Origin of the sequence: Pedobacter jamesrossensis (assembly GCF_042650905.1) — a bacterium.
Lineage (GTDB): Bacteria > Bacteroidota > Bacteroidia > Sphingobacteriales > Sphingobacteriaceae > Pedobacter > Pedobacter jamesrossensis.
In genome coordinates this window covers 125,278-147,002 of record NZ_JBHSBY010000146.1, presented here as the reverse complement: position 1 = coordinate 147,002, position 21,725 = coordinate 125,278, and the positions used below count along the sequence as shown (strand labels likewise).

General features: G+C 34.5%; 24 protein-coding genes. 16 read left to right on the top strand and 8 right to left on the bottom strand.

The features are described from left to right. The first annotated feature begins 3 nt into the window (after positions 1–3). Positions 4–852 (top strand): hypothetical protein, encoded by an 849-nt coding sequence (locus tag ACFOUY_RS21340; RefSeq protein WP_378963318.1) that lies wholly within the window; start codon positions 4–6, stop codon positions 850–852. 333 nt (positions 853–1,185) lie between these two features. Next, on the top strand, positions 1,186–2,172 hold the full coding sequence (locus tag ACFOUY_RS21335) for an alpha/beta fold hydrolase (RefSeq protein ID WP_378963316.1): 987 nt from the start codon (positions 1,186–1,188) through the stop codon (positions 2,170–2,172). 161 nt (positions 2,173–2,333) lie between these two features. On the opposite strand, the gene ACFOUY_RS21330 is transcribed toward ACFOUY_RS21335, so the two are convergent. The 3 genes from ACFOUY_RS21330 to ACFOUY_RS21320 are packed head-to-tail and all read right to left on the bottom strand — an operon-like array spanning position 2,334 to position 5,075. Then, positions 2,334–3,224, bottom strand: a complete 891-nt coding sequence (locus ACFOUY_RS21330) for a DUF6263 family protein (RefSeq protein ID WP_378963315.1) — start codon at positions 3,222–3,224, stop codon at positions 2,334–2,336. A 25-nt stretch (positions 3,225–3,249) separates the two neighbouring features. Beyond that, positions 3,250–4,023 (bottom strand): M90 family metallopeptidase, encoded by a 774-nt coding sequence (locus tag ACFOUY_RS21325; RefSeq protein ID WP_378963314.1) that lies wholly within the window; start codon positions 4,021–4,023, stop codon positions 3,250–3,252. A 26-nt stretch (positions 4,024–4,049) separates the two neighbouring features. Beyond that, positions 4,050–5,075: a Gfo/Idh/MocA family oxidoreductase gene (locus tag ACFOUY_RS21320; RefSeq protein ID WP_378963313.1), complete on the bottom strand. Its 1,026-nt coding sequence runs from the start codon at positions 5,073–5,075 to the stop codon at positions 4,050–4,052. A 139-nt stretch (positions 5,076–5,214) separates the two neighbouring features. Between ACFOUY_RS21320 and ACFOUY_RS21315 the strand changes: the two genes are divergently transcribed. Further along, positions 5,215–5,559 (top strand): hypothetical protein, encoded by a 345-nt coding sequence (locus ACFOUY_RS21315; protein WP_056086038.1) that lies wholly within the window; start codon positions 5,215–5,217, stop codon positions 5,557–5,559. Between the two features lie 65 nt (positions 5,560–5,624). On the opposite strand, the gene amaB is transcribed toward ACFOUY_RS21315, so the two are convergent. Both amaB and ACFOUY_RS21305 read right to left on the bottom strand, forming a co-directional pair. Next, the gene (gene amaB, locus ACFOUY_RS21310; RefSeq protein WP_378963311.1) at positions 5,625–7,166 is read right to left on the bottom strand and encodes an L-piperidine-6-carboxylate dehydrogenase; all 1,542 of its coding nucleotides are present in this window, start codon (positions 7,164–7,166) and stop codon (positions 5,625–5,627) included. Positions 7,167–7,202: 36 nt separating this feature from the next. Next, the gene (locus ACFOUY_RS21305; RefSeq protein WP_378963310.1) at positions 7,203–7,661 is read right to left on the bottom strand and encodes a nuclear transport factor 2 family protein; all 459 of its coding nucleotides are present in this window, start codon (positions 7,659–7,661) and stop codon (positions 7,203–7,205) included. A 249-nt stretch (positions 7,662–7,910) separates the two neighbouring features. Between ACFOUY_RS21305 and ACFOUY_RS21300 the strand changes: the two genes are divergently transcribed. From ACFOUY_RS21300 to ACFOUY_RS21250, 11 genes are all read left to right on the top strand, one after another. Continuing rightward, positions 7,911–9,314, top strand: a complete 1,404-nt coding sequence (locus ACFOUY_RS21300; protein ID WP_378963309.1) for a tetratricopeptide repeat protein — start codon at positions 7,911–7,913, stop codon at positions 9,312–9,314. Positions 9,315–9,374: 60 nt separating this feature from the next. Then, positions 9,375–10,142: a phosphosulfolactate synthase gene (locus tag ACFOUY_RS21295; protein WP_378963308.1), complete on the top strand. Its 768-nt coding sequence runs from the start codon at positions 9,375–9,377 to the stop codon at positions 10,140–10,142. Between the two features lie 84 nt (positions 10,143–10,226). After that, positions 10,227–10,976, top strand: coding sequence for a shikimate dehydrogenase family protein (locus tag ACFOUY_RS21290; RefSeq protein ID WP_378963307.1), 750 nt, complete (start codon positions 10,227–10,229; stop codon positions 10,974–10,976). A gap of 41 nt (positions 10,977–11,017) precedes the next feature. Beyond that, positions 11,018–11,605, top strand: coding sequence for a gliding motility lipoprotein GldD (gene gldD / locus ACFOUY_RS21285; RefSeq protein ID WP_378963306.1), 588 nt, complete (start codon positions 11,018–11,020; stop codon positions 11,603–11,605). A 24-nt stretch (positions 11,606–11,629) separates the two neighbouring features. After that, a complete protein-coding gene (locus ACFOUY_RS21280; protein ID WP_378963305.1) occupies positions 11,630–12,268 on the top strand; it encodes an MBL fold metallo-hydrolase in 639 nt (212 codons plus the stop codon). A gap of 38 nt (positions 12,269–12,306) precedes the next feature. Further along, positions 12,307–13,533 carry an ABC transporter permease gene (locus tag ACFOUY_RS21275; protein WP_378963304.1) on the top strand — a complete coding sequence of 409 codons (1,227 nt, stop codon included), beginning with the start codon at positions 12,307–12,309 and terminating at the stop codon, positions 13,531–13,533. Positions 13,534–13,536: 3 nt separating this feature from the next. After that, positions 13,537–13,917: a hypothetical protein gene (locus ACFOUY_RS21270; RefSeq protein ID WP_378963303.1), complete on the top strand. Its 381-nt coding sequence runs from the start codon at positions 13,537–13,539 to the stop codon at positions 13,915–13,917. Positions 13,918–14,062: 145 nt separating this feature from the next. Then, entirely contained in the window at positions 14,063–14,398 is a 336-nt protein-coding gene (locus ACFOUY_RS21265) for a tRNA-binding protein (protein WP_378963302.1), read from the top strand. Positions 14,399–14,412: 14 nt separating this feature from the next. Beyond that, positions 14,413–14,880: a nucleoside deaminase gene (locus tag ACFOUY_RS21260; protein ID WP_378963301.1), complete on the top strand. Its 468-nt coding sequence runs from the start codon at positions 14,413–14,415 to the stop codon at positions 14,878–14,880. Positions 14,881–15,017: 137 nt separating this feature from the next. Continuing rightward, positions 15,018–15,626: a superoxide dismutase gene (locus ACFOUY_RS21255; RefSeq protein ID WP_378963300.1), complete on the top strand. Its 609-nt coding sequence runs from the start codon at positions 15,018–15,020 to the stop codon at positions 15,624–15,626. Between the two features lie 90 nt (positions 15,627–15,716). Beyond that, a complete protein-coding gene (locus ACFOUY_RS21250; protein WP_378963299.1) occupies positions 15,717–16,157 on the top strand; it encodes a hypothetical protein in 441 nt (146 codons plus the stop codon). Between the two features lie 261 nt (positions 16,158–16,418). On the opposite strand, the gene ACFOUY_RS21245 is transcribed toward ACFOUY_RS21250, so the two are convergent. Then, positions 16,419–17,351 carry a hydrogen peroxide-inducible genes activator gene (locus tag ACFOUY_RS21245; protein ID WP_378963298.1) on the bottom strand — a complete coding sequence of 311 codons (933 nt, stop codon included), beginning with the start codon at positions 17,349–17,351 and terminating at the stop codon, positions 16,419–16,421. Positions 17,352–17,547: 196 nt separating this feature from the next. On the opposite strand from ACFOUY_RS21245, the gene ACFOUY_RS21240 reads away from it, so the two are divergent. Then, positions 17,548–17,982 (top strand): carboxymuconolactone decarboxylase family protein, encoded by a 435-nt coding sequence (locus tag ACFOUY_RS21240; protein ID WP_378963297.1) that lies wholly within the window; start codon positions 17,548–17,550, stop codon positions 17,980–17,982. Between the two features lie 131 nt (positions 17,983–18,113). Here ACFOUY_RS21240 and ACFOUY_RS21235 read toward each other — a convergent pair whose 3' ends face one another. Both ACFOUY_RS21235 and ACFOUY_RS21230 read right to left on the bottom strand, forming a co-directional pair. Beyond that, positions 18,114–18,563 carry a GDSL-type esterase/lipase family protein gene (locus ACFOUY_RS21235; protein WP_378963296.1) on the bottom strand — a complete coding sequence of 150 codons (450 nt, stop codon included), beginning with the start codon at positions 18,561–18,563 and terminating at the stop codon, positions 18,114–18,116. A 259-nt stretch (positions 18,564–18,822) separates the two neighbouring features. Next, positions 18,823–20,463 (bottom strand): glycoside hydrolase family 43 protein, encoded by a 1,641-nt coding sequence (locus ACFOUY_RS21230; RefSeq protein ID WP_378963295.1) that lies wholly within the window; start codon positions 20,461–20,463, stop codon positions 18,823–18,825. A gap of 244 nt (positions 20,464–20,707) precedes the next feature. On the opposite strand from ACFOUY_RS21230, the gene ACFOUY_RS21225 reads away from it, so the two are divergent. Beyond that, positions 20,708–21,664, top strand: coding sequence for a pectinesterase family protein (locus tag ACFOUY_RS21225; protein ID WP_378963294.1), 957 nt, complete (start codon positions 20,708–20,710; stop codon positions 21,662–21,664). The last annotated feature ends 61 nt before the right edge of the window (positions 21,665–21,725 follow it).

Sequence of the window (21,725 nt, the reverse complement as noted above, 5' to 3'; positions counted from 1 at the left end):
AACATGAAAACAAGTAATAAATTATTAATTGCCCTGGCAATTTCACTCATCATAATTCCAATTGTTGTTATTGCGATAAATGTAAAAATGAACTATAGGGATAAAAACACTTTTTTTAAGCATTTAAAAGAAAACAAAAATTTCAACACGCCATTAGAGGGGTTTGAAACTAAAGAAATACCAACGTTTTCTGCAATAAACATAAATAATGGAAACGACGCACATATAAATTTTAATATTATAAAAAGCAATAAGTCTGGCATTAAAATTCCTGTTGACTTAATGCAGGTGTATGATTTTAATGTTGATGATAAGCAAATTTTGCAAATCAAATTAAAACAGAATCCTAAAAAATTAACATATTCAGTAACGATTTATGTTTACACAAATGACGTTAATCTATTAACAATTGAAAAGGCAAATGGATTTACGCTCGATATTTCTACAGATTCTTTAACGATGATTGCAAAAAATGTCGACCGTTTAAGCTTTGAAGAAAATAGTAATGTTAGAAGCTTAAAACTGGTTACAGAAAAGGTAAAGGAATTAAACTTTTTTGACAGTAAAGGAATTAAAAATATTGACTTAGAGCTAAGTGAGTCTAATTTTCATACATTTAGATCTATTTATCAATCATTAAAAATAAGCTCATTCGGCAATTCTAATATCGAGATTGATGGCGATAAAGCAGAAAAAGATAAATACTTTATAGAAGATTTGAAAATTAACACAAATGGAAAATCTACAGTAACCTTAAGCGATATTAAAGTTAATAAAATTTCTGGTTCACTTTCTGATTCTACCAATGTAGTTATGCCTGCGATAAGCCTAAAACAGATGTTGAAAAATTAACTTACTGTAAATTATTTCAAAATTATAATCTCAAAACCTGATGCTCCATTTAAATGGAACTCAGGTTTTGTTGATTTATTTCTACAGAAAAGGCATTGATTTGTATCAGGGGTTTAAAAATTTATTTTTTACACAATGGTTTTCTTGTCTATAATCAAATCTTTATGAGTAGGTTATAGCAATACAGTTCCTGAAACAATTACTCTTTATAAAACTATATTCTGCAAATTTCTAAAATAGGCATGGTTTTTCGTCTTATGGTTTCGCCAATTAATATAATTAAATATTAAATTGAGCAGGTTAGCAAATTGCATTGCAACAAAATATTCAACCATGAAAAGATTTTTCTTACTAGTTACTCTTTCGTTTTTATCGTTTACAGTTTTATATGCTCAGAAAATTGATACACTCTCCATTAATCTCGAAAATGTAAAATATCCTTATCCAATTAAATATTTGCCAATTACAATAGAAGGACAAGACATTAAAATGGCTTATATGGATGTTGCGCCAACAATTACTCCAAATGGAAGAACGGTTATGCTTTTTCATGGTAAAAACTTTGGTGGTTATTATTGGGGGCATGTAATAAGGACCCTTGCAGGAGCTGGTTTCAGAGTAGTTGCACCTGATCAAATTGGGTTTGGTCGTTCATCAAAACCGATTATAAACTATAGCTTTAAACAACTTGCCGAGTGGGATAAAAAATTACTAGATACTTTAGGCATTCAAAAAACTTCGATTTTAGGACATAGCATGGGCGGTATGCTAGCTACCCGCTTTGCATTAATGTTTCCTGAAAGAATGGATAAGCTATTGTTGGAAAACCCGATAGGTTTAGAAGATTATAAAACTTTTGTACCAGCATCAACAGTTGAAGAACAATACCAGCGTGAACTTAAAAATACGGCAGAAAGCATTCGTCAGTATTACAAGAGCTCTTACTTTACTTATTGGAAGCCAGATTACGAAACACTGGTTAATGTTGCCGCCGGGGTAACATTTAGTGCCGATTTTCCGAGATATGCAAAAGTTGCCGCCTTAACTTATGACATGATTTACGAACAACCTGTTGTAGATGAGTTTAAAGATTTAAAAGTGCCAACCATTCTTTTTATTGGTAAAGAGGATAAAACGATAGTTGGTAAGGGGCTTTTAAGCTCAGATCAGCAGGCCATTCATGGGCTTTATAGGTTTTTAGGTAAAAATACTGCTTTAAAAATACCAGGTTCTAAAATTGTAGAATTCGAATCTTGTGGACATATTCCTCACGTAGAAATTATGACAGAGTTTTTGGTTGCATTAACTGGAAGCTTATAGAATTGCTTAAGGTTAAATTAGCGTTTTTTAGAAGAGAAGCAATCTTAAAGCAACCGGATTTTCATTATTAGCGATAGGAGTAGGGTTGCTTTCCGGGAAATCGGTGCAGGCTGTGGCCTCTCGGCTACAAGTTAAAATTTTATATGAAGATTAAGCAAATTTTAATTAACTGCTTTACCCGAAATTTTATTAATGCCTTCCATATCGAAATCGATATCCTGATCTACAGCTTTCATTTTGCCATACAATTCTACTCTGGTATGGCAACTCAATATTAGTCCTGTTTTAATATCAACTTGGGCGTCGCCAATGTTCATGCCTTTAAGATCAGTTTGCATTTTATTTCCCATACTATCGAAATCACCTTTAGAAATTAAAGAAGCTTTAATGGACAAAGTTGCAACACCATCTTTAATTTCCTTTAATGTATATGTCGTTATCGATTCAATAGGCATGGTAATTTTTATCTTTGAATTAATAACCCAGCTTTCACCTACTTTAACCGCTTTATCAGGATAAATTCTCATCGAAGATTCTAAAGTTTGTCTAATAACTTCGGTATTAAATTGTTTGCTGAGAGAAAGTTTAATTTGCTTAAGTTGAGCCGTATCGGTAGATATCTTGGCCGCCATATTATCAACCATTGTTTCAATTCCAGAAACTGATTTTATAGTACCATTAGGGGATAAAACCATGTTGAAATTCGAATTTTTTAACCCTGCAAATGGGTTTTGCTTATCTGCTTCTTCTTTTTCAGAGTCGAGTATTAATTCATTTCCCATGCCTACAGATTTAATGGTTATTCGTTTATAGGTAACCATTATTCTTTTATCCATCCCCTTTGCTTCAGTAACGTCGAAACTATAATTTGTTGCCACATTTTGAATATAACTTAAATCTTTCCCGCCTAATTTCTGTGTAATAATCTGGTCTGAATTGATAGAATAATCATATTTTTTTCCAACTGGATAATCTTGCTTTAAGAGATAAGTTTTCTGTGCAAAAGCACTTAAAGAAACTGAAAAACAAATAAAAGAGATTAATAACTTCATTTTATACTTACTTTATTATTTAATTTTAACCTGCAGGCTGCTGCGCAAAAATTCTGCTTAACTGATGATATAAATCCGGGTGTTTATCTTTTAATAATTCTGGCTTTTCGAAGAAATATTCAGATACTACCGCAAAAAACTCAGCCTGATTGGTGATGGCATAAGGGTTAATATCAGATTTATTATCTTCAATTTTTTCCATTTCCTGATGCATCATTTTTACCCAGGGCAAAGTATATTCATGAGTGATTAAATTTTCGGGTACACCATCTGTTGCACCATCAGATTTATCTAAAAGATGAACAAATTCGTGAATAGCTGTATTTTCTTTGCCAGCACTTTTCGAAAAACCATGTCGTAATGCAGATCTGGATAGAATCATCTGTCCGTTCATGTAACCACTGCCAACCATACCCATAATATTTCTTTCGCCACCTTCAAACTGAAAATCATTATTAAAAGTATCAGGATAAAGCAAAACGCTCGATAGATTTTTATATTGCCAATCTTTAAACCCGAATATTGGAATAACAGCACTAGATGCAATTAATAATTCGTCCAAAGTAGTCATTTCTACGCCTACGCCTTCAATTTTTACGGTGCTGAAAAATTCGGCAACTTTTTGTTCAAATCTGAGCTTATCGGTAGAATCCAAGTGATGATAATAACCTACATAATCATCCAAAATTTGCTTATCGACATCAGTAAGCGGCTCGGTAAGTGGTTTCTTTTTCCTGAAAATAAAATATAATGCAAGTAAAAATATTGGAATTAGGTAAGCAAATGGTAATGAGTTCATAGTTTAATATTACAGAATTTTAGCTATTAGCTTTCTAAAATTTCCAATTGAGTGATAACGTTTTCTCTGGTTACTGGATATGGTTTGTCATTGGTTAATGATTGGTAAACAGCATCGAAAAGGGGTAGATAACTTCCAATTTCTGAAGGAATGACGGTTTCTGTTTTATTTCCATCGTCATCAATAGTTGTCAACAATCCATCTTTTCCTTTAGGCTCAATACCATAACCATCATCTGTCAGTTTCATGCCTGCCAGTAATTGTTCTTCCTGGATATCGGCTCTTTGCTTAATAAAACTTCCGTAAACGCCATGTAAAACAAAGGCAGCCTGTGGATTTACAACCAACATACTTGAGGTTACAAATACATTTACACTATCAGGATAACTTAACTGGATGGTAAAATAATCATCAACTTCAGTTCCCTTTCTGTTCTTCCCTAGAATTTTATGATAGCTTAATGGTTTGCCAAACACGCTAATAACCTGGTCTAATAAATGCGGGCCTAAATCGTATAGTAAGCCGGCAGCCTCTATCGCTTTCTCTTTGAAAACTTTTGGCCCGATTGTATTTCTATAACGGTCGTAGCGTAGGTGCATTTCGTTAAGCTTGCCAAGCTTACCACTCGCAAGTACTTTTTTAACTGATGCAAAGTCACTATCCCAGCGGCGATTCTGGTAAAAAAATATTTGTTTTCCAACCTCGTCAGCTAATTCAAAAAGCTCTTTTGCTTGTGCAGATGTTGCTGTGAAAGGTTTCTCTACAAGAATATGTTTGCCACTTTGAAGTGCTGCTTTAGCATGTTCGTAATGAAGATTGTTAGGTGTATTAACCACCACAAGCTCAATTTCCAGATCATTTAAAAGTTCATCAACACTGTTGTAACTTGTAATTTGTGGATAATCATTAACCGCATTTTTATTGCTGCGTTCTACAACTGCTTTTAAATTAAAACCATTATGTGTGTGTAAAAAAGGTGCATGAAAAACCTTTCCAGACATTCCGTAGGCCAATAAACCTGCAGTAATTATTTTATTTGAATTCGTACTCATAGGTTATAAATGTAACTAAAAATACTTTTTGGGGTATCTCGAAAATGCTGAATAATAAAAGTTTTACTTTTTAAAGTCAAAGTTTTTGGTTTCTGCATCGAACTTTAAGCTTATTTCTTTTTAACACTATCTTTGCGATATGAAACCGTCGGAGATTAACAGCAAGTGGAAAATTTTACAGGAAAAGATTTCTCAGGAATTTGATTCAGATTTCCCAGATTTGAAGGTGATGCTTTTTTTGATTGGCGTTCAGGAACTTGGTAAGGGGCCGAAAAAGTATAGTAAACGCCAAAAAGAAGAGTTAATGCATATTGCAACCTGCCGTTTACTCAGCGAAATGGGCTTCTATGAACTAGAAGGTTTAGATCAGGATGGCTGGCCACATTGGAAACTCGTTAAAGCTATTCCGCCTTACACCATGCTAGAGCAGGAATTACTGATGAAATCGCTGGTGGTGAGCTATTTCGAAGACATTTATTCGTAGTTTTTAATTTGTAATTTCGAGGCCTGAAGATTCTTTCGTGCCTCGAAATTACAGTTTTATTAGTTTTACAAATCAAATTTAATTCCCTGAGCTAAAGGCAAAGTGTGGGAATAGTTAATGGTATTTGTTTGTCTACGCATGTAAGCTCTCCATGCATCCGAACCACTTTCTCTACCTCCGCCAGTTTCTTTTTCACCACCGAAAGCGCCACCAATTTCGGCGCCAGACGTACCAATATTAACATTTGCAATGCCGCAATCAGAACCTTGGTTTGATAAGAATTGTTCTGCTTCTCTTAAATTGAGGGTCATAATTGCTGATGATAAACCTTGGGGAACACCGTTCTGTAAAGCGATAGCCTCATCTAACGTTTTATACTTAATTAGGTATAAAATTGGCGCAAAGGTTTCGTGCTGAACAATTTTATAGTCGTTTTTAACTTCTGCAATACAAGGTTTTACATAGCAGCCACTACTGTATTTTTCGCCTTCTAAAACGCCACCTTCAACTACAAACTTTCCGCCTTCTGCTTTACATTTTTCTATAGAATCTAAATAAGCTGCAACAGCATCAGTATCAATTAATGGCCCAACATGATTGTTCTGGTCTAAGGGATCGCCAATTCTCAGTTGTCCATACGCTTTTACCAGCTTTGCAGTAAAAGCATCGTAAACACTTTCATGAATAATTAATCTTCTGGTCGATGTACAACGCTGACCAGCTGTACCAACAGCTCCGAAAACGGCACCAATTAAACTCATATCTAAATCTGCATGCTCAGAAATGATGATGGCGTTATTACCACCAAGCTCGAGTAAACTTTTACCTAAACGAGCGCCAACTGCAGCGCCTACAGCTTTACCCATTCTAGTAGAACCAGTGGCAGAAATTAATGGCACTCGACCATCATTTGTCATCATTTCGCCAATTACCCTATCACCGATAACTAAGCTTGATACGCCTTCAGGAATATCATTTATTTTTAAAACATCGGCAATAATTTTTTGGCAGGCAATACCCGTTAATGGTGTTTTTTCGGATGGTTTCCAGATACAAACATTTCCACAAACCCAAGCCAAAGCAGCATTCCAGCTCCAAACAGCTACTGGAAAATTAAATGCAGAAATTATGCCCACAATTCCTAGGGGATGCCATTGCTCATACATTCTGTGGCTAGGGCGTTCGCTGTGCATGGTTAAGCCATAAAGCTGACGAGATAAACCAACTGCAAAATCACAGATGTCTATCATTTCCTGAACTTCGCCAAAGCCTTCTTGTAAACTTTTACCCATTTCATAAGAAACTAAAGTACCTAAGGCTTCTTTGTTTTGACGCAGCGCATCGCCAAACTGACGAACAATTTCTCCTCTTTTTGGTGAAGGAACTGTTTTCCAGAATATAAAAGCTTCTTGAGCTTTAGCGATAACTGTTTCGTAATCTGCGTGGCTTGCCACGTTTACAGATCCAATTTTTTCACCATCAACAGGTGAAAAGCTATCAATTGTATTTGCAGCAGAATGACCACCCCAATCGCTCCCCGTGCTAAAGGCTGCATTGTTGGTTTCTATCCCTAATTTTTTTAATATAGATTGAATATCTGTTCTCATAATATTTAATATGCTCTAATTATTAATAAACCAAATCTAAGATTTACAATTATCTTTTCTTCTGGTGTCGATTATATAAACGATTTGCCATCCTTTTTCTCCTTTCACCAATTGAAAGGAATTTACACCACAATGGCTAAATTTTTCATCTACATAGAACTTGTAGTCTGTCCAAACACTAGCTAAAGGGCCATCTATTAAATTTTTTGTGAATACAATTCTTTCATCATATTTCTGTGGATGTGGCGTTCCGATGAACTTGATAAATTCAGAAACTGGCTCACTTCGAACTGTGTTTTTTCCATCTTTACTAACAATGGTTTGCAGTATGCTATTGGTCGCAAACGCAGATTTTGCTAAAGTGCTGTCAGCAGTTTTCATTCCGGTAAAAAGATTATTTAATGTGGTTTTAATCGCATCTTCTTCTTCGCTTTGTGCCATTAATTTATTTCCAGAAACCATACATATAAGCACCAAAATGAATATTTTTTTCATGACTTCGTAATTACCATTAATGAAATAAATTTATGTTATTTTTGTGAAAGAAGGGAAAAGGAACCGCGATGAAGAAAAAAACTGTTGATTATTCACACATCTAAAAACAATAGATCCTGTTAATTTTCAACGATTTACGTCGAGAGATGCATTCAATGTTAATAATTATTTTAAAACAACATTGGTAAATATTGTAAACTTATAATGTGTTTTTCTGCTTATTAGCACGGTTCTTAATAGTATAACGATATGGAAGAAGAATTCTTTTTTGAATCCAATGAAGATGCACAACGTTCAGTAGAGCGTTACGAAGAGATGATCCGTAATAAGGACCAATACTTTTTTGATGCAGGCGCTTTTGAATACATTGTAGATTTTTATATTGAAAAAAATGATCCGGTTAAAGCTTTACAGGTTGTAGATTACGCAGTTAGTCAACATCCGTATGCAACGGTATTTTTAATCAAACAGGCGCATTTATTTATTTTAACAAACAACAACGACCAGGCATTTTTAGCTTTGCAACAGGCCGAACTTTTAGAGCCTTCTGAAGCTGATATTTATTTGCTTCGCGGTAACATTTATCAAAACACAGAACGCTATAGCGAAGCGCTTGAAAATTATGAAAAAGCTTTAGGTTTAGCAGAAAGCACCGATGAAATTTTACTTCAAATCGCTTACGTTTACCAAAGCATGTCTGATTACGAAAGTGCTATTTCTTACATTAAGCTAAGTTTAGAACAAAATATGGAAAACCAGGACGGCTTGTATGAACTGGCTTTTTGTTATGATGTTTTAGATAAACAGGAAGAAAGTATTAAGTTTTATCAACAGTATATTGATACCGATCCTTATTCTTATGCAGCCTGGTATAATTTGGGCAACAGTTTTCATAAGCTTAACCTTTTCGAAAAAGCAATTGATGCATACGATTATGCTATTTTAATCAAAGAAGATTTTAGCTCAGCATATTTTAATAAAGGCAACGCCTTAGTTCAGCTTGACAAGTACGAAGAAGCGATTGAAGTTTACAAACAGACTTTTGAATACGAACAACCCAATGCCGATACTTATTGCGCTATTGGTGAGTGCTACGAGAAGTTGGAGAAAATGGATGAAGCACGTTCTTATTATAAAAAATCGGTTAAAATGGATCCGAAAATGGCTGATGCATGGTTTGGTATTGGTGTAACCTTAAATCACGAAGAACGTTATTTCGAATCTTTACATTTCTATAAAAAAGCAATTGATTTAGAAGCAGAAAATCCAGATTTCTGGTTTGCAATGGCAGATGCGCATTACAAGCTTAATCAGATTGAAGAATCTATAGCTGCTTATGATAAAGTTTTAGAGTATAATCCATTGGATATTGAGGCTTGGTTAGATTTTAGCACGGTTCTTTACGAGCAAGGAAAACTTTTAGAAGCATCTGAAACCATGTCTGAAGCGATAAAAAATAATCCCGAAGCTGCAGAATTATACTATAGAATGGTTGCTTATTTGTTTGCTTTAGGCCACTATGCAGATGCCTTAGGATACCTGGAAACAGCTTTAACAACCGATCCGGATAAGCATTATATTCTTTTCGAATATTTGCCACAGTTGCAGGATAACAGCGCAATTATTAATGTTATAAACCGTTACATCAGGTAAAAAGCTTGTGAGAAAATTTTGACTGATAAATCTCAAAATTTTTTCCACTTTTGTACACATATGAATTACCCATTATTAAACGTTCCCGAACGTCCAACAAAACCACGCCAAAAAGGCTTAACAATGGTTATGGATAAGGGATTAAGCCTTCGCCAGGTAGAAGATTTTATAGAAGTTGCCGGCGTACATACAGATATTGTAAAATTAGGTTGGGCTACCTCACACGTTACCCCTAACTTAAAAGAAAAATTAGCTTTATATAAAAGTGCAGGTATTCCAACTTATTTTGGTGGAACACTTTTCGAAGCATTCATCATCCGTAATCAATTTTCAGATTATCAGCGTGTATTAGATCAATACGGAATGGAATACGCAGAAGTATCTGATGGTTCTATTGAGATTGAGCACGATTTAAAATGCAATTACATTAGTGAACTTGCTAAACAGGTAACGGTAATTTCGGAAGTTGGAAGTAAAGATGCTGCCAAAATTTTTGCGCCATACAAATGGATAAAATTAATGAAAGCAGAGCTTGAAGCGGGTGCATGGAAAGTAATTGCCGAAGCTCGCGAAGGTGGAAACGTTGGTATTTACCGCGGAAGTGGGGAAGTTAGAGAAGGATTAGTTGATGAAATTTTAACTCAAATACCAGAAGAAACGATTATTTGGGAAGCGCCTCAAAAGGAACAACAAGTTTGGTTTATCAAATTAATTGGAACTAACGTTAACCTTGGTAATATTGCTCCTGCTGAAGTTATTCCTTTAGAAACCATTCGTTTAGGTTTAAGAGGAGATACTTTCGATCATTTCCTGAATTTAGGAAAATAAATATTCAAATCGTCGATGCGAGGCACGAAGAAATGTTTATATCAAAGGATTTCTTCGTGCCTCGCATTGAAGTAAATATGCACAATGAAAACTTACGGCTTAATCGGTTATCCGCTTTCTCATTCTTTCTCTAAAAAATACTTTACAGAGAAATTTCAAAATGAAGGTATAACAAACAATCAATACGAGCTTTTTCCTATTGGGGACATTAATTCCTTACCCGATTTATTGGCAGAAAACCCATCTATTGTTGGGTTAAACGTAACCATACCGCATAAAGTTACTGTTTTACCTTTTTTAAATGATATAGAAGAAGCAGCCGAAAAAATTGGCGCTGTAAACTGCATTTGCATTAGAAGTTTCGAAGGCGACACCTACATGAAAGGTTACAATACGGATGCCTTTGGATTTGAAGAATCATTAAAACCATTGTTAAAACCTCAGCATCAAAAAGCTTTGGTTTTTGGTGATGGTGGTGCAGCAAAAGCGGTTAAATATGTACTCGAAAAATTAAATATTGAATATCAAATTGTGGTTCGAAAGGCAATTTCGGGCGCTATATTATATGAAGACATTACAGCAGAGATTTTAAAATCGCATAAATTATTAATCAATACAACACCTCTTGGCATGTCGCCACATATCGAAACTTGCCCGAATATTGATTATTCTTTACTGAATGAAGAATATCTTGCCTACGATTTAGTTTACAATCCATTAGAAACTATTTTTTTAGCTAAAGCAGCAGAAAATGGAGCAAGTATTAAAAATGGATTAGAAATGCTGTATAAACAAGCTGAAAAAGCCTGGTGTATATGGAATAATGTGCGGTAATTATCATTTGTGGCTTATCAACCAGGTTAAAGCAGAATTACATGAAATTTAAGTATCTATTTTTTCTTCCGTTGATTTTAATTTTATTCTTGTTGGCTTGTCAAAACAACGAGTACAGTCCCAAGCCTAAAGGTTATTTCCGAATCGTTTATCCAGAAAAAAAATATCAAACGTTTAATAGCGGTGAACATTTTAGTTTCGAATATCCAATATATGCCAAAATGGAAGCTGATAACGGAAGAAATGCTAAAAAAGATTGGTTCAATTTGCATTATACACAATTCAACGGCTATTTGCACTTAACTTATTATGATGTAGCTGATAGAGCGGCCTATGATGAGATGGTAGAGGATGCACGTAAGTTGGCCTTTAAGCATACCATAAAAGCGAGCGCAATTGATCAGAAATTAATTAACTATCCAGAAAGAAAAGTTTATGGTATTTATTATGCAATTGAGGGCAATACCGCTTCATCTGTTCAATTTTTTTTAACGGATAGTGCAAAGCACTATTTTAGAGGCGCATTGTATTTTAACGAACGTCCACAGTACGATTCTATAGAACCAGTTCTAAAGTTTATCAAAAAGGATATCGATAAAATGATATCAACTTTTAAATGGAAGAATTAATATTCATCCTAATTTTAGCAAAACATGATTAATATAAAAATCTTCACCTTCAACGCTTACAGTGAAAACACTTACGTTCTATACGATGAAACAAGCGAGTGTGTTATCATCGACCCAGGAATGTACGATGGTTCGGAGCAAAATGAGTTGGCATCATTTATAAAAGAAAAAGCATTAACCCCCGTTTTGCTTTTAAATACACATTGCCATTTAGATCATGTATTCGGGAATAAATTTGTATTTGATACCTGGGGTTTGAAGCCACAATTTCATGCCGGAGAATTGCCGATTTTACAAGCAGTACCAAGTTACGCGCCTCAAATGGGCTTTTCTCGTTACGAACTTTCTCCAGAACCTGATACGTTTTTAGAAGAGACCGGAACTATAACTTTTGGTAACAGCACTTTAGATTTAATTTTTGCGCCGGGTCACTCACCTGCACATCTATGTTTTTACAGCAAAGCTGATAAATTTATAATCGGTGGCGATGTTTTATTCTATGGAAGTATAGGCAGAACCGATTTGCCTGGTGGAAACCACCAGCAATTAATAAATAACATAGAAACCAAGCTATTTCCATTGCCAGAAGATATTAAAGTTTACCCTGGGCACGGTCCGGCTACAACTATTGGCTTCGAAAAACAAAACAATCCATTCTTTTAGCTGTATAAGGTAGACTAAACTCTTTTATATTTAACCCTGTGAATACTCCATTTTATATTGCCAAAAGGTATTTGTTTGCAAAAAAATCAACAAATGCCATTAATTTGATATCAGGAATATCAATGGTTGGTGTTATGGTTGGAAGCGCAGCTCTGATTATAATTTTATCTGTATTTAATGGCCTTGAGGTAACTATATTGAATATGTTTAATACGGTTACGCCAGAACTTGCAATTCTGCCAGCGAAAGGAAAAACATTTAATCCCGATACCAAATACTTTAACGATTTAAAAAGAAGTAAAGATATCTTCTCATTTACCGAAGTATTACAGGAAAATGCTTTATTGAAATATAATAATAAGCAGGCCGTAGGTATGGTTAAAGGTGTAAGTTACGATTACTTAAAAAACCCAAAATTAGACAGTACTATTCGTGAGGGGAGATTTGTGTTAAATAATAAAAGCGGTTATAGTTCGGTTATCGGTTCTGCCTTACAAACTTATCTGGCGGTAAACACGGTAGATCCTTTTACAGAATTGGAAATTTTCTCTCCTAAAAAAGATATTGCTGTAAATAACATTAACCCTGCAGATGATTTTGTGAATAAAAGCATACGCGTTAGTGGTGTTTTCGAAATACAACAGGAATTTGATAATGGAATTATTGTACCCCTAGATTTTGCCAGGGAACTTTTAGGAGAAGAAAAAAACATCTCTTCAATAGAAATAAATTTACAACCTGGAGTAGATGTAGATAAATTTAAGGAAGAAATTACAGAAAAAATCGGGACAGCCTTTGAAGTAAGAAACAGAGCTGAGCAGAACAGATCGCTTTATCATATCTTAAACACCGAAAAATGGGCTGTATATATCATCTTAACATTTATCCTAATTATTGCTATATTTAATATTATTGGCTCACTAACTATGTTGGTAATTGATAAGGTAAAAGATATTGCGATATTAAGCAGTTTAGGGGCGAGCAAAAAACTGATAAAACGAATTTTTCTGCTAGAAGGTATGATGATAACCATGTCAGGATGTATACTCGGCCTTATTATTGGTTTAATATTTTACTTTTTACAGCACAATTATGGCTTAATTAAAATGGGCGATGATACACTCATAAGTTCTTATCCCATAGGCTTAAAGTGGAAAGATTTTATTTTAGTTTTTGTAACTGTTGGTATTTTCTCATTTTTGGCATCTGCTTTGTCATCTAATTTGAGCGTAAAGAAGATAGATCAAATTAATCAAACACTATAAAACATGAAATCATTTAAACAAGCAACTGTATTTGTTATGCTATTTGGTGTGGCCATTACCGCTTGTAATAGAGCCGAAAAAACAGCAGAAACCAGTAACATTAAAACAGTTAAAGGGCTTTACAGCTTCGGGCCAGAAATGAAATCATTTACCTTATGCGAAGATGGTAGGGAATACTGGGTTACAGATAGTGTTAAAAATTTAGAACTTTCTTACAGCAACCTTAATTTCGAGAAACCATATGAGCCAGTTTATGTTGAGTTAGAGGGCTATTTTGCCAAATCTGACACAGCGACAGTTTCAGCAGACTTCGATTCGACTCTCGTTGTTACGAAAGTAATTAAAATAAGTAAAGAAATTCCTGATGGGCCTTGCGCACAATAAATAGTTCTTCCTTAGTGCTTAGTTTATTTATCGATTACTACAATTGCCCAAAATCCCGTTAATATAGTTTCTGTAGAAATTTTACCTCAATATAATTCTAACCTAAATTTTATATTTTTACCATTTAACTCAAATGCTATTGGTAATGGAAGAGATATCGTGGAACGATTTTGAAAAAGTAGAACTACGTGCAGGGACAATTTTAGAAGTTTTAGACTTTCCGGAAGCCAAAAAATCTGCATATAAATTAAAGGTAGATTTTGGAGAATTTGGTGTTAAAATCAGCAGTGCACAAATAACTAAACGATATAAAAAGGAAGAATTGCCGGGTAAACAAATTATCGGGGTAATTAACTTTCCTAAAAAACAGATCGGCAAGTTTATGTCTGAATTTTTAATAACAGGGTTTGCCGATGAAAATGGCGATATTGTTTTAAGTACAGTTGAGCAGAAAGTTCCTAATGGAAGTAAAATGATATAAGTTACCTTTACAACATGAGTTTTTACGATTTCGAAAATAAAGATCCCGACGCTGAAGATATTCATTACATGAAACTGGCAATAGCGGAAGCACAAAAAGCGATGGCAGAGGATGAAATTCCTATCGGCGCAATAGTGGTTTCTAAAAACAGGATTATTGGTCGTGGTTATAATTTAACAGAGCGTTTTAATGATGTAACTGCTCATGCAGAAATGCAGGCTTTTACCTCTGCAAGCCAAACTATTGGCGGTAAATACTTAACAGATTGCACATTGTATGTTACTGTTGAGCCTTGTGTAATGTGTGCAGGAGCTAGTTATTGGACGCAAATAAGTAGGATAGTTTACGGCACCAGGGAAGAAAAAAGAGGTTTTTTGTCAAAAGGAGTTAATTTACTTCATCCTAAAACCGAACTAAAAGGTGGGATTTTAGGTGAAGAATGTGCTTCTATGATGAAGAATTTTTTTGCAAAGAAAAGATAAAATCCATTCATAAACGCGTGCAAGCGGCAATTGGGAATAACAAAAAACATTTGATGATAATAACATGAACAAAACTTAACCTTCGAATGTTATATTTGCTTCAAGAAACATTTTTTAAACTTTAAACATATAATATTATGGCTTTTGAATTACCTGCGTTACATTACGCAACCGATGCATTAGAACCGCATATTGATAAAATGACCATGGAAATCCACCATGACAAACATCACCAAGCTTACGTTACCAACTTGAATAAAGCTGTTGAAGGTAAGCCTGAAGCGAGTTTGAGTATCGAGGAAATTGTAAAAAATATCTCTAAATACCCAGCTGCTGTTAGAAATAATGGCGGTGGTCATTATAACCACTCTTTATTCTGGACTGTTTTAGGTCCAAATAAAGGTGGTGAACCAACAGGCGATTTAGCTAAAGCAATTAATGCTGCTTTCGGTTCTTTTGCAGATTTTAAAACTAAGATGCAAGAAGCTGGCGCAACTCGCTTTGGTTCTGGTTGGGCTTGGCTATCAGTTGGTGCTGATAAAAAACTTCAAGTTTCTTCTACTCCAAATCAAGATAATCCATTAATGGATGTTGCTGAGGTAAAAGGTACTCCAATTTTCGGAATTGATGTTTGGGAGCATGCTTATTACTTAAAATACCAAAACAAGCGCCCTGATTATTTAGCTGCAATTTGGAATGCAGTAAACTGGGATGCTGTTGCAGAACTTTACAAAAAAGCATTGTAAACGTCTAGAAATAGAATTTCAGAAAGCCTGCAAACTCAAATTTGCAGGCTTTCTTATTAATTAATACCTTCGCATATATTATTTGTCAATATGAAAAAGCTTATATTTTTATTCTTAATTGTTATTAGTTTCAATACTTTGGTTAGCGCACAGCAAAATAAAGTGCCTACACCTTCCGAAATTGCGAAGAAAAATGTTGAAGATTTAGATAAAAAACTAAAATTAAACGATACGCAAAAGAGTATTATTTATAGTTTAACTTTTAACCAAGCTAAAGAGCAGGCAGATTTAGTTAAAAGGCAACAAACTGGCAATTCCAGGGAGGATGATGCTGATAAATATTATAAACTTCAGAATCAAACTTCTAAAAACATCCGTGATGTTTTAAAGGGCGACCAGCAAACAAAATATGATAAAATTATTGAAGATCGCTTGAGTGGAAAGGCTAATAGGAAAAAGAAAAAAGGTGAAGAAGAAGAAGTTGAAGGAGATATTAATGGTTTATTAATTAAACCTGAAAAGGTTAATTAATACCCAAAGCTTCGCTTAAATACGATTCCAGAAATAATTGCAGCTGGTATTGTTATTGCCCTTTTATTATCTCCCCAGCTTTTAGCAGGCTTTCTGGCTAAGAGAACTGGAAGAAATTTTTGGTTTTGTATCTCTTTTTTAATCCCTGTTGTATCGCTTATAATTTTAATTTTTCTTGAGGATAAAAACCTGCGAACTGAAGGCTATAAACTAGCTGATCATGTTGATAAGGATCAAGCAGTCCAGTGTTTAGCATTTTGTTTAAATGCCAATCACGTCTTTTTTCTTTCTCTGCTTCATTGCTTTCGGAATAATCTCCAAAATTTCTTCTTTCAAAGCATTCAGCATACGTTTTTTTATAAAATTCTTATGTGTAACCAAACTTATCTCGCGTACAGGTTCTGGCGATTTAAAATACCTGATTTTGCTTGTTTGTTTTGCGTTTAACTCGGCAATTGCAAGCTCTGGTAACAAAGTAGCTCCACCATTTAAATCAACCATTCTGACTAAGGTTTCTACGCTTCCTGTATTATATTCTAAACCTTGTAGTCTGTTGTTTTTTGTAGATCGACAGATGTTTAGAACCTGGTTACGCATACAATGTCCTTCATTTAAAAGCCAGATATTCTCGTCATTTAAATCTTCAGCATCTACCGCTTTCTTTTTATAAAGCTTGCTGTTCTTACTGATATAGCTTACAAAATTTTCATAATACAAAGGCATTTCAATAATATTTGAATCGGTTAATGGTGTTGCCAAAATACCACAATCTAAAATACCTGTTTTTAAATGATGAATAATATCTTCGGTTGTGTACTCCCAAATCATTAATTTTAATTCTGGGTACTTTTCCAGCATGGCAGATATTACTTCTGGCAATACATAAGGAGCAACCGTCGGAATTACACCTATTCTTAATTCTCCTAAAACATCCTGTTGCTGACTGCTAATTAATTCTTTTACTTTGCCGCTTTCTTGCAAAATAATTCTTGCTTGGGCGATAACTTGAGCACCAATTTCTGTAGGAGTTACAGGTTGTTTGCTTCTATCAAATATTTTTACGCTTAATAGTTCTTCCAGTTTCTGTACTTGCATACTTAATGTTGGTTGCGTTACAAAGCATTTATCGGCAGCAGTTACAAAGCTTCTGTATGTGTCTACTGCAACGATATATTCAAGCTGAACAAGTGTCATATAGGTAAAATTGATTTATAATTTCAAATATATCGATTTTAGTTATGATATGTTTAATGATTTAGTTAATTAATAAAAATTTCAATAATGAAATCAAAAAGTAATGATTTCATAAACTTTAGAATTTCTTAATCTACATTAAGTTTTTAGAAGATTTGGATCCGCAACTTTACATCGTTAAATAAAAAACAAAAAAATGGAAAGTAGAATTGATATTCAAAAAGTTGAGCCTGCAGCTTATCAGGCAATGTATGCATTAGAAAAATATTTAGCAACTAGCGCATTAACGGCAACACATAAAGAGTTGATTAAACTAAGGACTTCTCAAATAAATGGCTGTGCATTTTGTATAAATATGCACAGTATTGATGCCCGTAAGCTCGGCGAAACCGAACAAAGAATTTACTTGTTAAATGCCTGGAGAGAAACTAATTTATACACAGAAAAAGAACAAGCGATTTTAGCTTTGACTGAAGAAGTAACTTTAATTACTAATCACGTTTCTGATGCAACTTACCAAAAAGCAGCAAGTCTTTTTGATGAAAATTATTTAGCACAGGTTATTATGGCAATTGTAACCATTAATGCATGGAATAGGATAGCGATAACGTCAAAAACAATAGTTGGATAAAAAACAGCAAAGAATTTTGCCTGGTCTATTGATTAACACCGGGCGAAATTCATTTTTGTTTATTAATACGAACCAAATCTAAGTAAACTAGTCTGGCAATTTGCATAGCACCTTCCGGCTGAAAGTGGGTATTATCTTTTTGCCCTTTCGGATATGCTTCGTATTTGCCAGAATCGAGATTCATAAAATAGTTTTTCGATACAAAATCTTTGCCTTTTTGAGTGAAACATGGTAGAAAGTTTAGTTAAATCTATAACGGGAACCTTTAATTCTTTATCAACATCGTTTACCGCTTGAGGATAATCGCCATACGCACTTCCAAGCACACCATTTTTCCATGGATAATTATGCATAACCGGAGTAATTAAAATGGAAATGGCTTTTTTACTCCGGCTTTCTTTAACATACATCCGAAGGAAATTTTTATACTCTGGAATATCGACATATCGTTCTGGCTTATCTTTAGCAGCATCGTTGTGCCCAAACTGAATCAGGACTAAATCATTTTTCTCTAATAAATTCCATCTTCCTTCTTCAAAAAAAGTTCTGGTACTTCTACCACCTTTTGCTTTATCTACCACTAAAACCGTATCACCTTTTTATCAAAATGATTAATTTTTTAGGCTATCGTGATGCAAGAACTGCTGAAAGATCTGACTCCAACCTGTAATTAGAAATTTCTTTTGCAAATAATCCGATTCCTGAGTATAACCTGCAACTGTAGAATCGCCAATTAAGTAAATAGAATGGGTTTTGGCTTAAACAAAAAAGCCGATAGTAAAATAAAGCACAAGTAACAAAAACCAATTAGGCAAATACTTTATTTTTCTTCATGATAATCTATTTCAAAGCTTCAACTCTAAACCAATCGTATTCAGCAATTCCAGAATCGTTAGTTTGTGTTTCTCTGGTTGCAAACAAACCCATTTTCGCTCCGATCCACTGACCAGCAGTAGCCTGAAAGGTATTGCCAACATCAATAAAACTTTCGCCATCTTCACTAAAACTAAACTTGCACTTTGCCCCTGCCAAAACTTTTACTCTTAAGTAAATAGTTGCAGATTTTATTTTAACGATTTCTTTCTCTTGTTCGCTTTTCCCTTTATCTGCATTTTCGCAAATGCCCAATACCAAATACAAGCCGTCTTTTTTACTTTTTACCGTAAGGTTGGCATAGCTTCTACCCATAATTACCAAGCCCGATTTCTCATCTTCGAGTTTAATATTTGGTTTAAAAGTTAATTTAGTTGTTGCCATAAATTCTTCGGCAGGAAATTTTTGCATTAATAAATTCGGAACATCCCAAAGGTTTTTAGCCTCATCTGGAATTTTAGCTGTGTATAACTTAAGCATCCCTTTTGCCACATCTGTAAAAGCCCAGGTTGCTTTTGGGTTTGCCTGCCATTGCCACTGCAAACCTATCTTTTGAGCCCCAAACTCATCACTTTCTACAGGCGTTTCTATCGGAAAAACCTTTCCTACGTTCGGTTTCTTATACGTTAAAACAGGTTCTCCTTTACCATCACCATTTTTATCTACACCAATAACAGGCCAATCTTTTATCCATTTCATTGGTTGCAAATGAACAACTCTGCCATACGCATCTTTATCTTGAAAATGTAAAAACCAATCTTCGCCAGTTTGTGTATTTACCCATGCGCCTTGGTGTGGTCCATTTACTTTCGAGTTTCCTTCATCCATTACAACCTTTCGCTCGTAAGGGCCGTAAATATTTTTACTTCTTAGTACCAATTGCCAATCTGTAGAAACACCACCTGCAGGAGCAAAAAGATAATAATAACCATTTCGCTTATAAAATTTAGGCCCTTCTACTGTTGGGTCTAATTCATGCCCATCATAAATAATTATGCCTGTCGATGTAGATTTTGTTCCTTCTGAATTTAGTGGCATAATTGCTAAAACACTTTTAATTCCGGCACGGCTACCAGCGTATGCATAAGCTAAATATGCTTTTCCATCATCATCCCAAAATGGGCAAGGATCTATTAAACCTTTACCAGCAACAACTAATTGTGGAGCAGACCAATCTCCACTTATATTTTTAGATTTTATGTAATAGATACCGAAATCTGGGTCTGGATAATAAATGTAAAATTCTCCATTTCTATATCGGATTGAAGGTGCCCAAACACCATTGCCATGCTGGGTTTTCTCGAAATGCTCGAATGGAGGTTGACGTAAGAGAGCGTGTGCGATTATTTTCCAGTTCACTAAATCTTTTGAATGCAAGATTGGTAGACCAGGAATGGCATCAAAGCTAGAAGCCACCATGTAGAAATCATTGCCAACACGAATCGCATCTGGGTCTGAATAATCTGCATTAATTATTGGGTTCTTGTATGTTCCATCGCCTTTATCTGCAACCCAAACTCCAGAAATGTAATTGCCCTTTAATGTTTGTTGTGCAAAAGCTGACAAGCAAATAAAAGTGATAGAAAAAATTAGGGCGATGTATTTCATAACTACTGTTTTGAAGAAAAATCCTTTTTATATTTGGCTAAACAAGGTTAAGTGATTTTTAATTTTATTCCAATCTTTATTGTGCAATCGTTCCCGTTATCGTTTGCAAAGTTTAATTTTCTATTTATTTCTTTTGCATCAGGTTTTATATTTAAAATTGTTCATCATATATTTATTAAAATACGGTTGCGTTAAAGTTTGCCAATTGCGCAACCGATTTTAATTTTTCTACTAAATTCTCTATATGAAAATTCCCTTTTTTCTAATCCTGGTCACGTTTTTTTTATCGGCTAATGCCTTTGAAGTTAAACCTGATTTTATTGTTGCGGCAAATGGAAGCGGAAATTTTAAAACTGTACAAGAAGCTATAAACGCGGTGCCGGATTTTAGAAATAAAACAACCGTAATTTTTATAAAAAAGGGCACCTATAAAGAAAAACTAGTTTTGGCTGCTTCTAAAAAGAATGTAAAGTTTATTGGCGAGGACTTATATAAAACCATATTAACCTATGATGATTACAACCAGAAAAAAAACATTTTCGGGGAGGAAAAGGGAACTTCGGGGTCATCAAGCTTTTATATTTACGGGGAGGGCTTTTCGGCTGAAAATATAACCTTCGAAAACTCTTCTGGGCCAGTTGGTCAAGCTGTTGCAGTTTGGGCTGGTGGAGACAAATTGAAATTTAATAATTGTAGATTTTTAGGTTTCCAAGATACACTTTACACTTATGGTGCGAGTAATCGTCAATATTATAAAAACTGTTATATAGAAGGAACTGTAGATTTTATTTTTGGTTCTGCAACTGCATGGTTTGAAAACTGTGTCATTTTCTGCAAAAAAGCCGGCTATATAACTGCAGCATCAACTGCTGATACTACAAAGTTTGGCTACATACTCAATAATTGCAAAATAAAAGGAGATGCGCCAGCAAGTAGCTTCTATCTAGGCCGGCCATGGAGGCCGTATGCAAAAGTGGTTTATTTAAATTGTGAGCTTCCTCAGCTTATTCACCCAGAAGGCTGGAATAACTGGAGCAAAGAAAGTAATGAAAAAACAGTATACTATGCTGAGTATAAAAGCTATGGAGAAGGTGCCAATACACCAAAAAGATCTAGCTGGTCGCATCAGATGACTGATGTTCAATACAAAGGTTACACTTTGGAAAACGTTTTCCGTGGATGGAATCCAGAAGCTAAATAGGGCTTTAAAAGTTTGATTATCAGGTTTTTGATTGTGTATATTGGTCATTATGTGCAATTTT

Coding starts and splice junctions, on each gene's coding strand:
- ACFOUY_RS21315 (WP_056086038.1), top strand. CDS start 5,215: ATGAAACCGTCGGAGATTAACAGCAAGTGGAAAATTTTACAGGAAAAG.
- ACFOUY_RS21335 (WP_378963316.1), top strand. CDS start 1,186: ATGAAAAGATTTTTCTTACTAGTTACTCTTTCGTTTTTATCGTTTACA.
- ACFOUY_RS21290 (WP_378963307.1), top strand. CDS start 10,227: ATGAAAACTTACGGCTTAATCGGTTATCCGCTTTCTCATTCTTTCTCT.
- ACFOUY_RS21245 (WP_378963298.1), bottom strand. CDS start 17,351: ATGACACTTGTTCAGCTTGAATATATCGTTGCAGTAGACACATACAGA.
- ACFOUY_RS21305 (WP_378963310.1), bottom strand. CDS start 7,661: ATGAAAAAAATATTCATTTTGGTGCTTATATGTATGGTTTCTGGAAAT.
- ACFOUY_RS21250 (WP_378963299.1), top strand. CDS start 15,717: ATGAAAAAGCTTATATTTTTATTCTTAATTGTTATTAGTTTCAATACT.
- ACFOUY_RS21300 (WP_378963309.1), top strand. CDS start 7,911: ATGGAAGAAGAATTCTTTTTTGAATCCAATGAAGATGCACAACGTTCA.
- ACFOUY_RS21330 (WP_378963315.1), bottom strand. CDS start 3,224: ATGAAGTTATTAATCTCTTTTATTTGTTTTTCAGTTTCTTTAAGTGCT.
- gldD (WP_378963306.1), top strand. CDS start 11,018: ATGAAATTTAAGTATCTATTTTTTCTTCCGTTGATTTTAATTTTATTC.
- ACFOUY_RS21260 (WP_378963301.1), top strand. CDS start 14,413: ATGAGTTTTTACGATTTCGAAAATAAAGATCCCGACGCTGAAGATATT.
- ACFOUY_RS21255 (WP_378963300.1), top strand. CDS start 15,018: ATGGCTTTTGAATTACCTGCGTTACATTACGCAACCGATGCATTAGAA.
- ACFOUY_RS21240 (WP_378963297.1), top strand. CDS start 17,548: ATGGAAAGTAGAATTGATATTCAAAAAGTTGAGCCTGCAGCTTATCAG.
- ACFOUY_RS21265 (WP_378963302.1), top strand. CDS start 14,063: ATGGAAGAGATATCGTGGAACGATTTTGAAAAAGTAGAACTACGTGCA.
- ACFOUY_RS21295 (WP_378963308.1), top strand. CDS start 9,375: ATGAATTACCCATTATTAAACGTTCCCGAACGTCCAACAAAACCACGC.
- ACFOUY_RS21340 (WP_378963318.1), top strand. CDS start 4: ATGAAAACAAGTAATAAATTATTAATTGCCCTGGCAATTTCACTCATC.
- ACFOUY_RS21225 (WP_378963294.1), top strand. CDS start 20,708: ATGAAAATTCCCTTTTTTCTAATCCTGGTCACGTTTTTTTTATCGGCT.
- ACFOUY_RS21320 (WP_378963313.1), bottom strand. CDS start 5,075: ATGAGTACGAATTCAAATAAAATAATTACTGCAGGTTTATTGGCCTAC.
- ACFOUY_RS21325 (WP_378963314.1), bottom strand. CDS start 4,023: ATGAACTCATTACCATTTGCTTACCTAATTCCAATATTTTTACTTGCA.
- amaB (WP_378963311.1), bottom strand. CDS start 7,166: ATGAGAACAGATATTCAATCTATATTAAAAAAATTAGGGATAGAAACC.
- ACFOUY_RS21280 (WP_378963305.1), top strand. CDS start 11,630: ATGATTAATATAAAAATCTTCACCTTCAACGCTTACAGTGAAAACACT.
- ACFOUY_RS21270 (WP_378963303.1), top strand. CDS start 13,537: ATGAAATCATTTAAACAAGCAACTGTATTTGTTATGCTATTTGGTGTG.
- ACFOUY_RS21230 (WP_378963295.1), bottom strand. CDS start 20,463: ATGAAATACATCGCCCTAATTTTTTCTATCACTTTTATTTGCTTGTCA.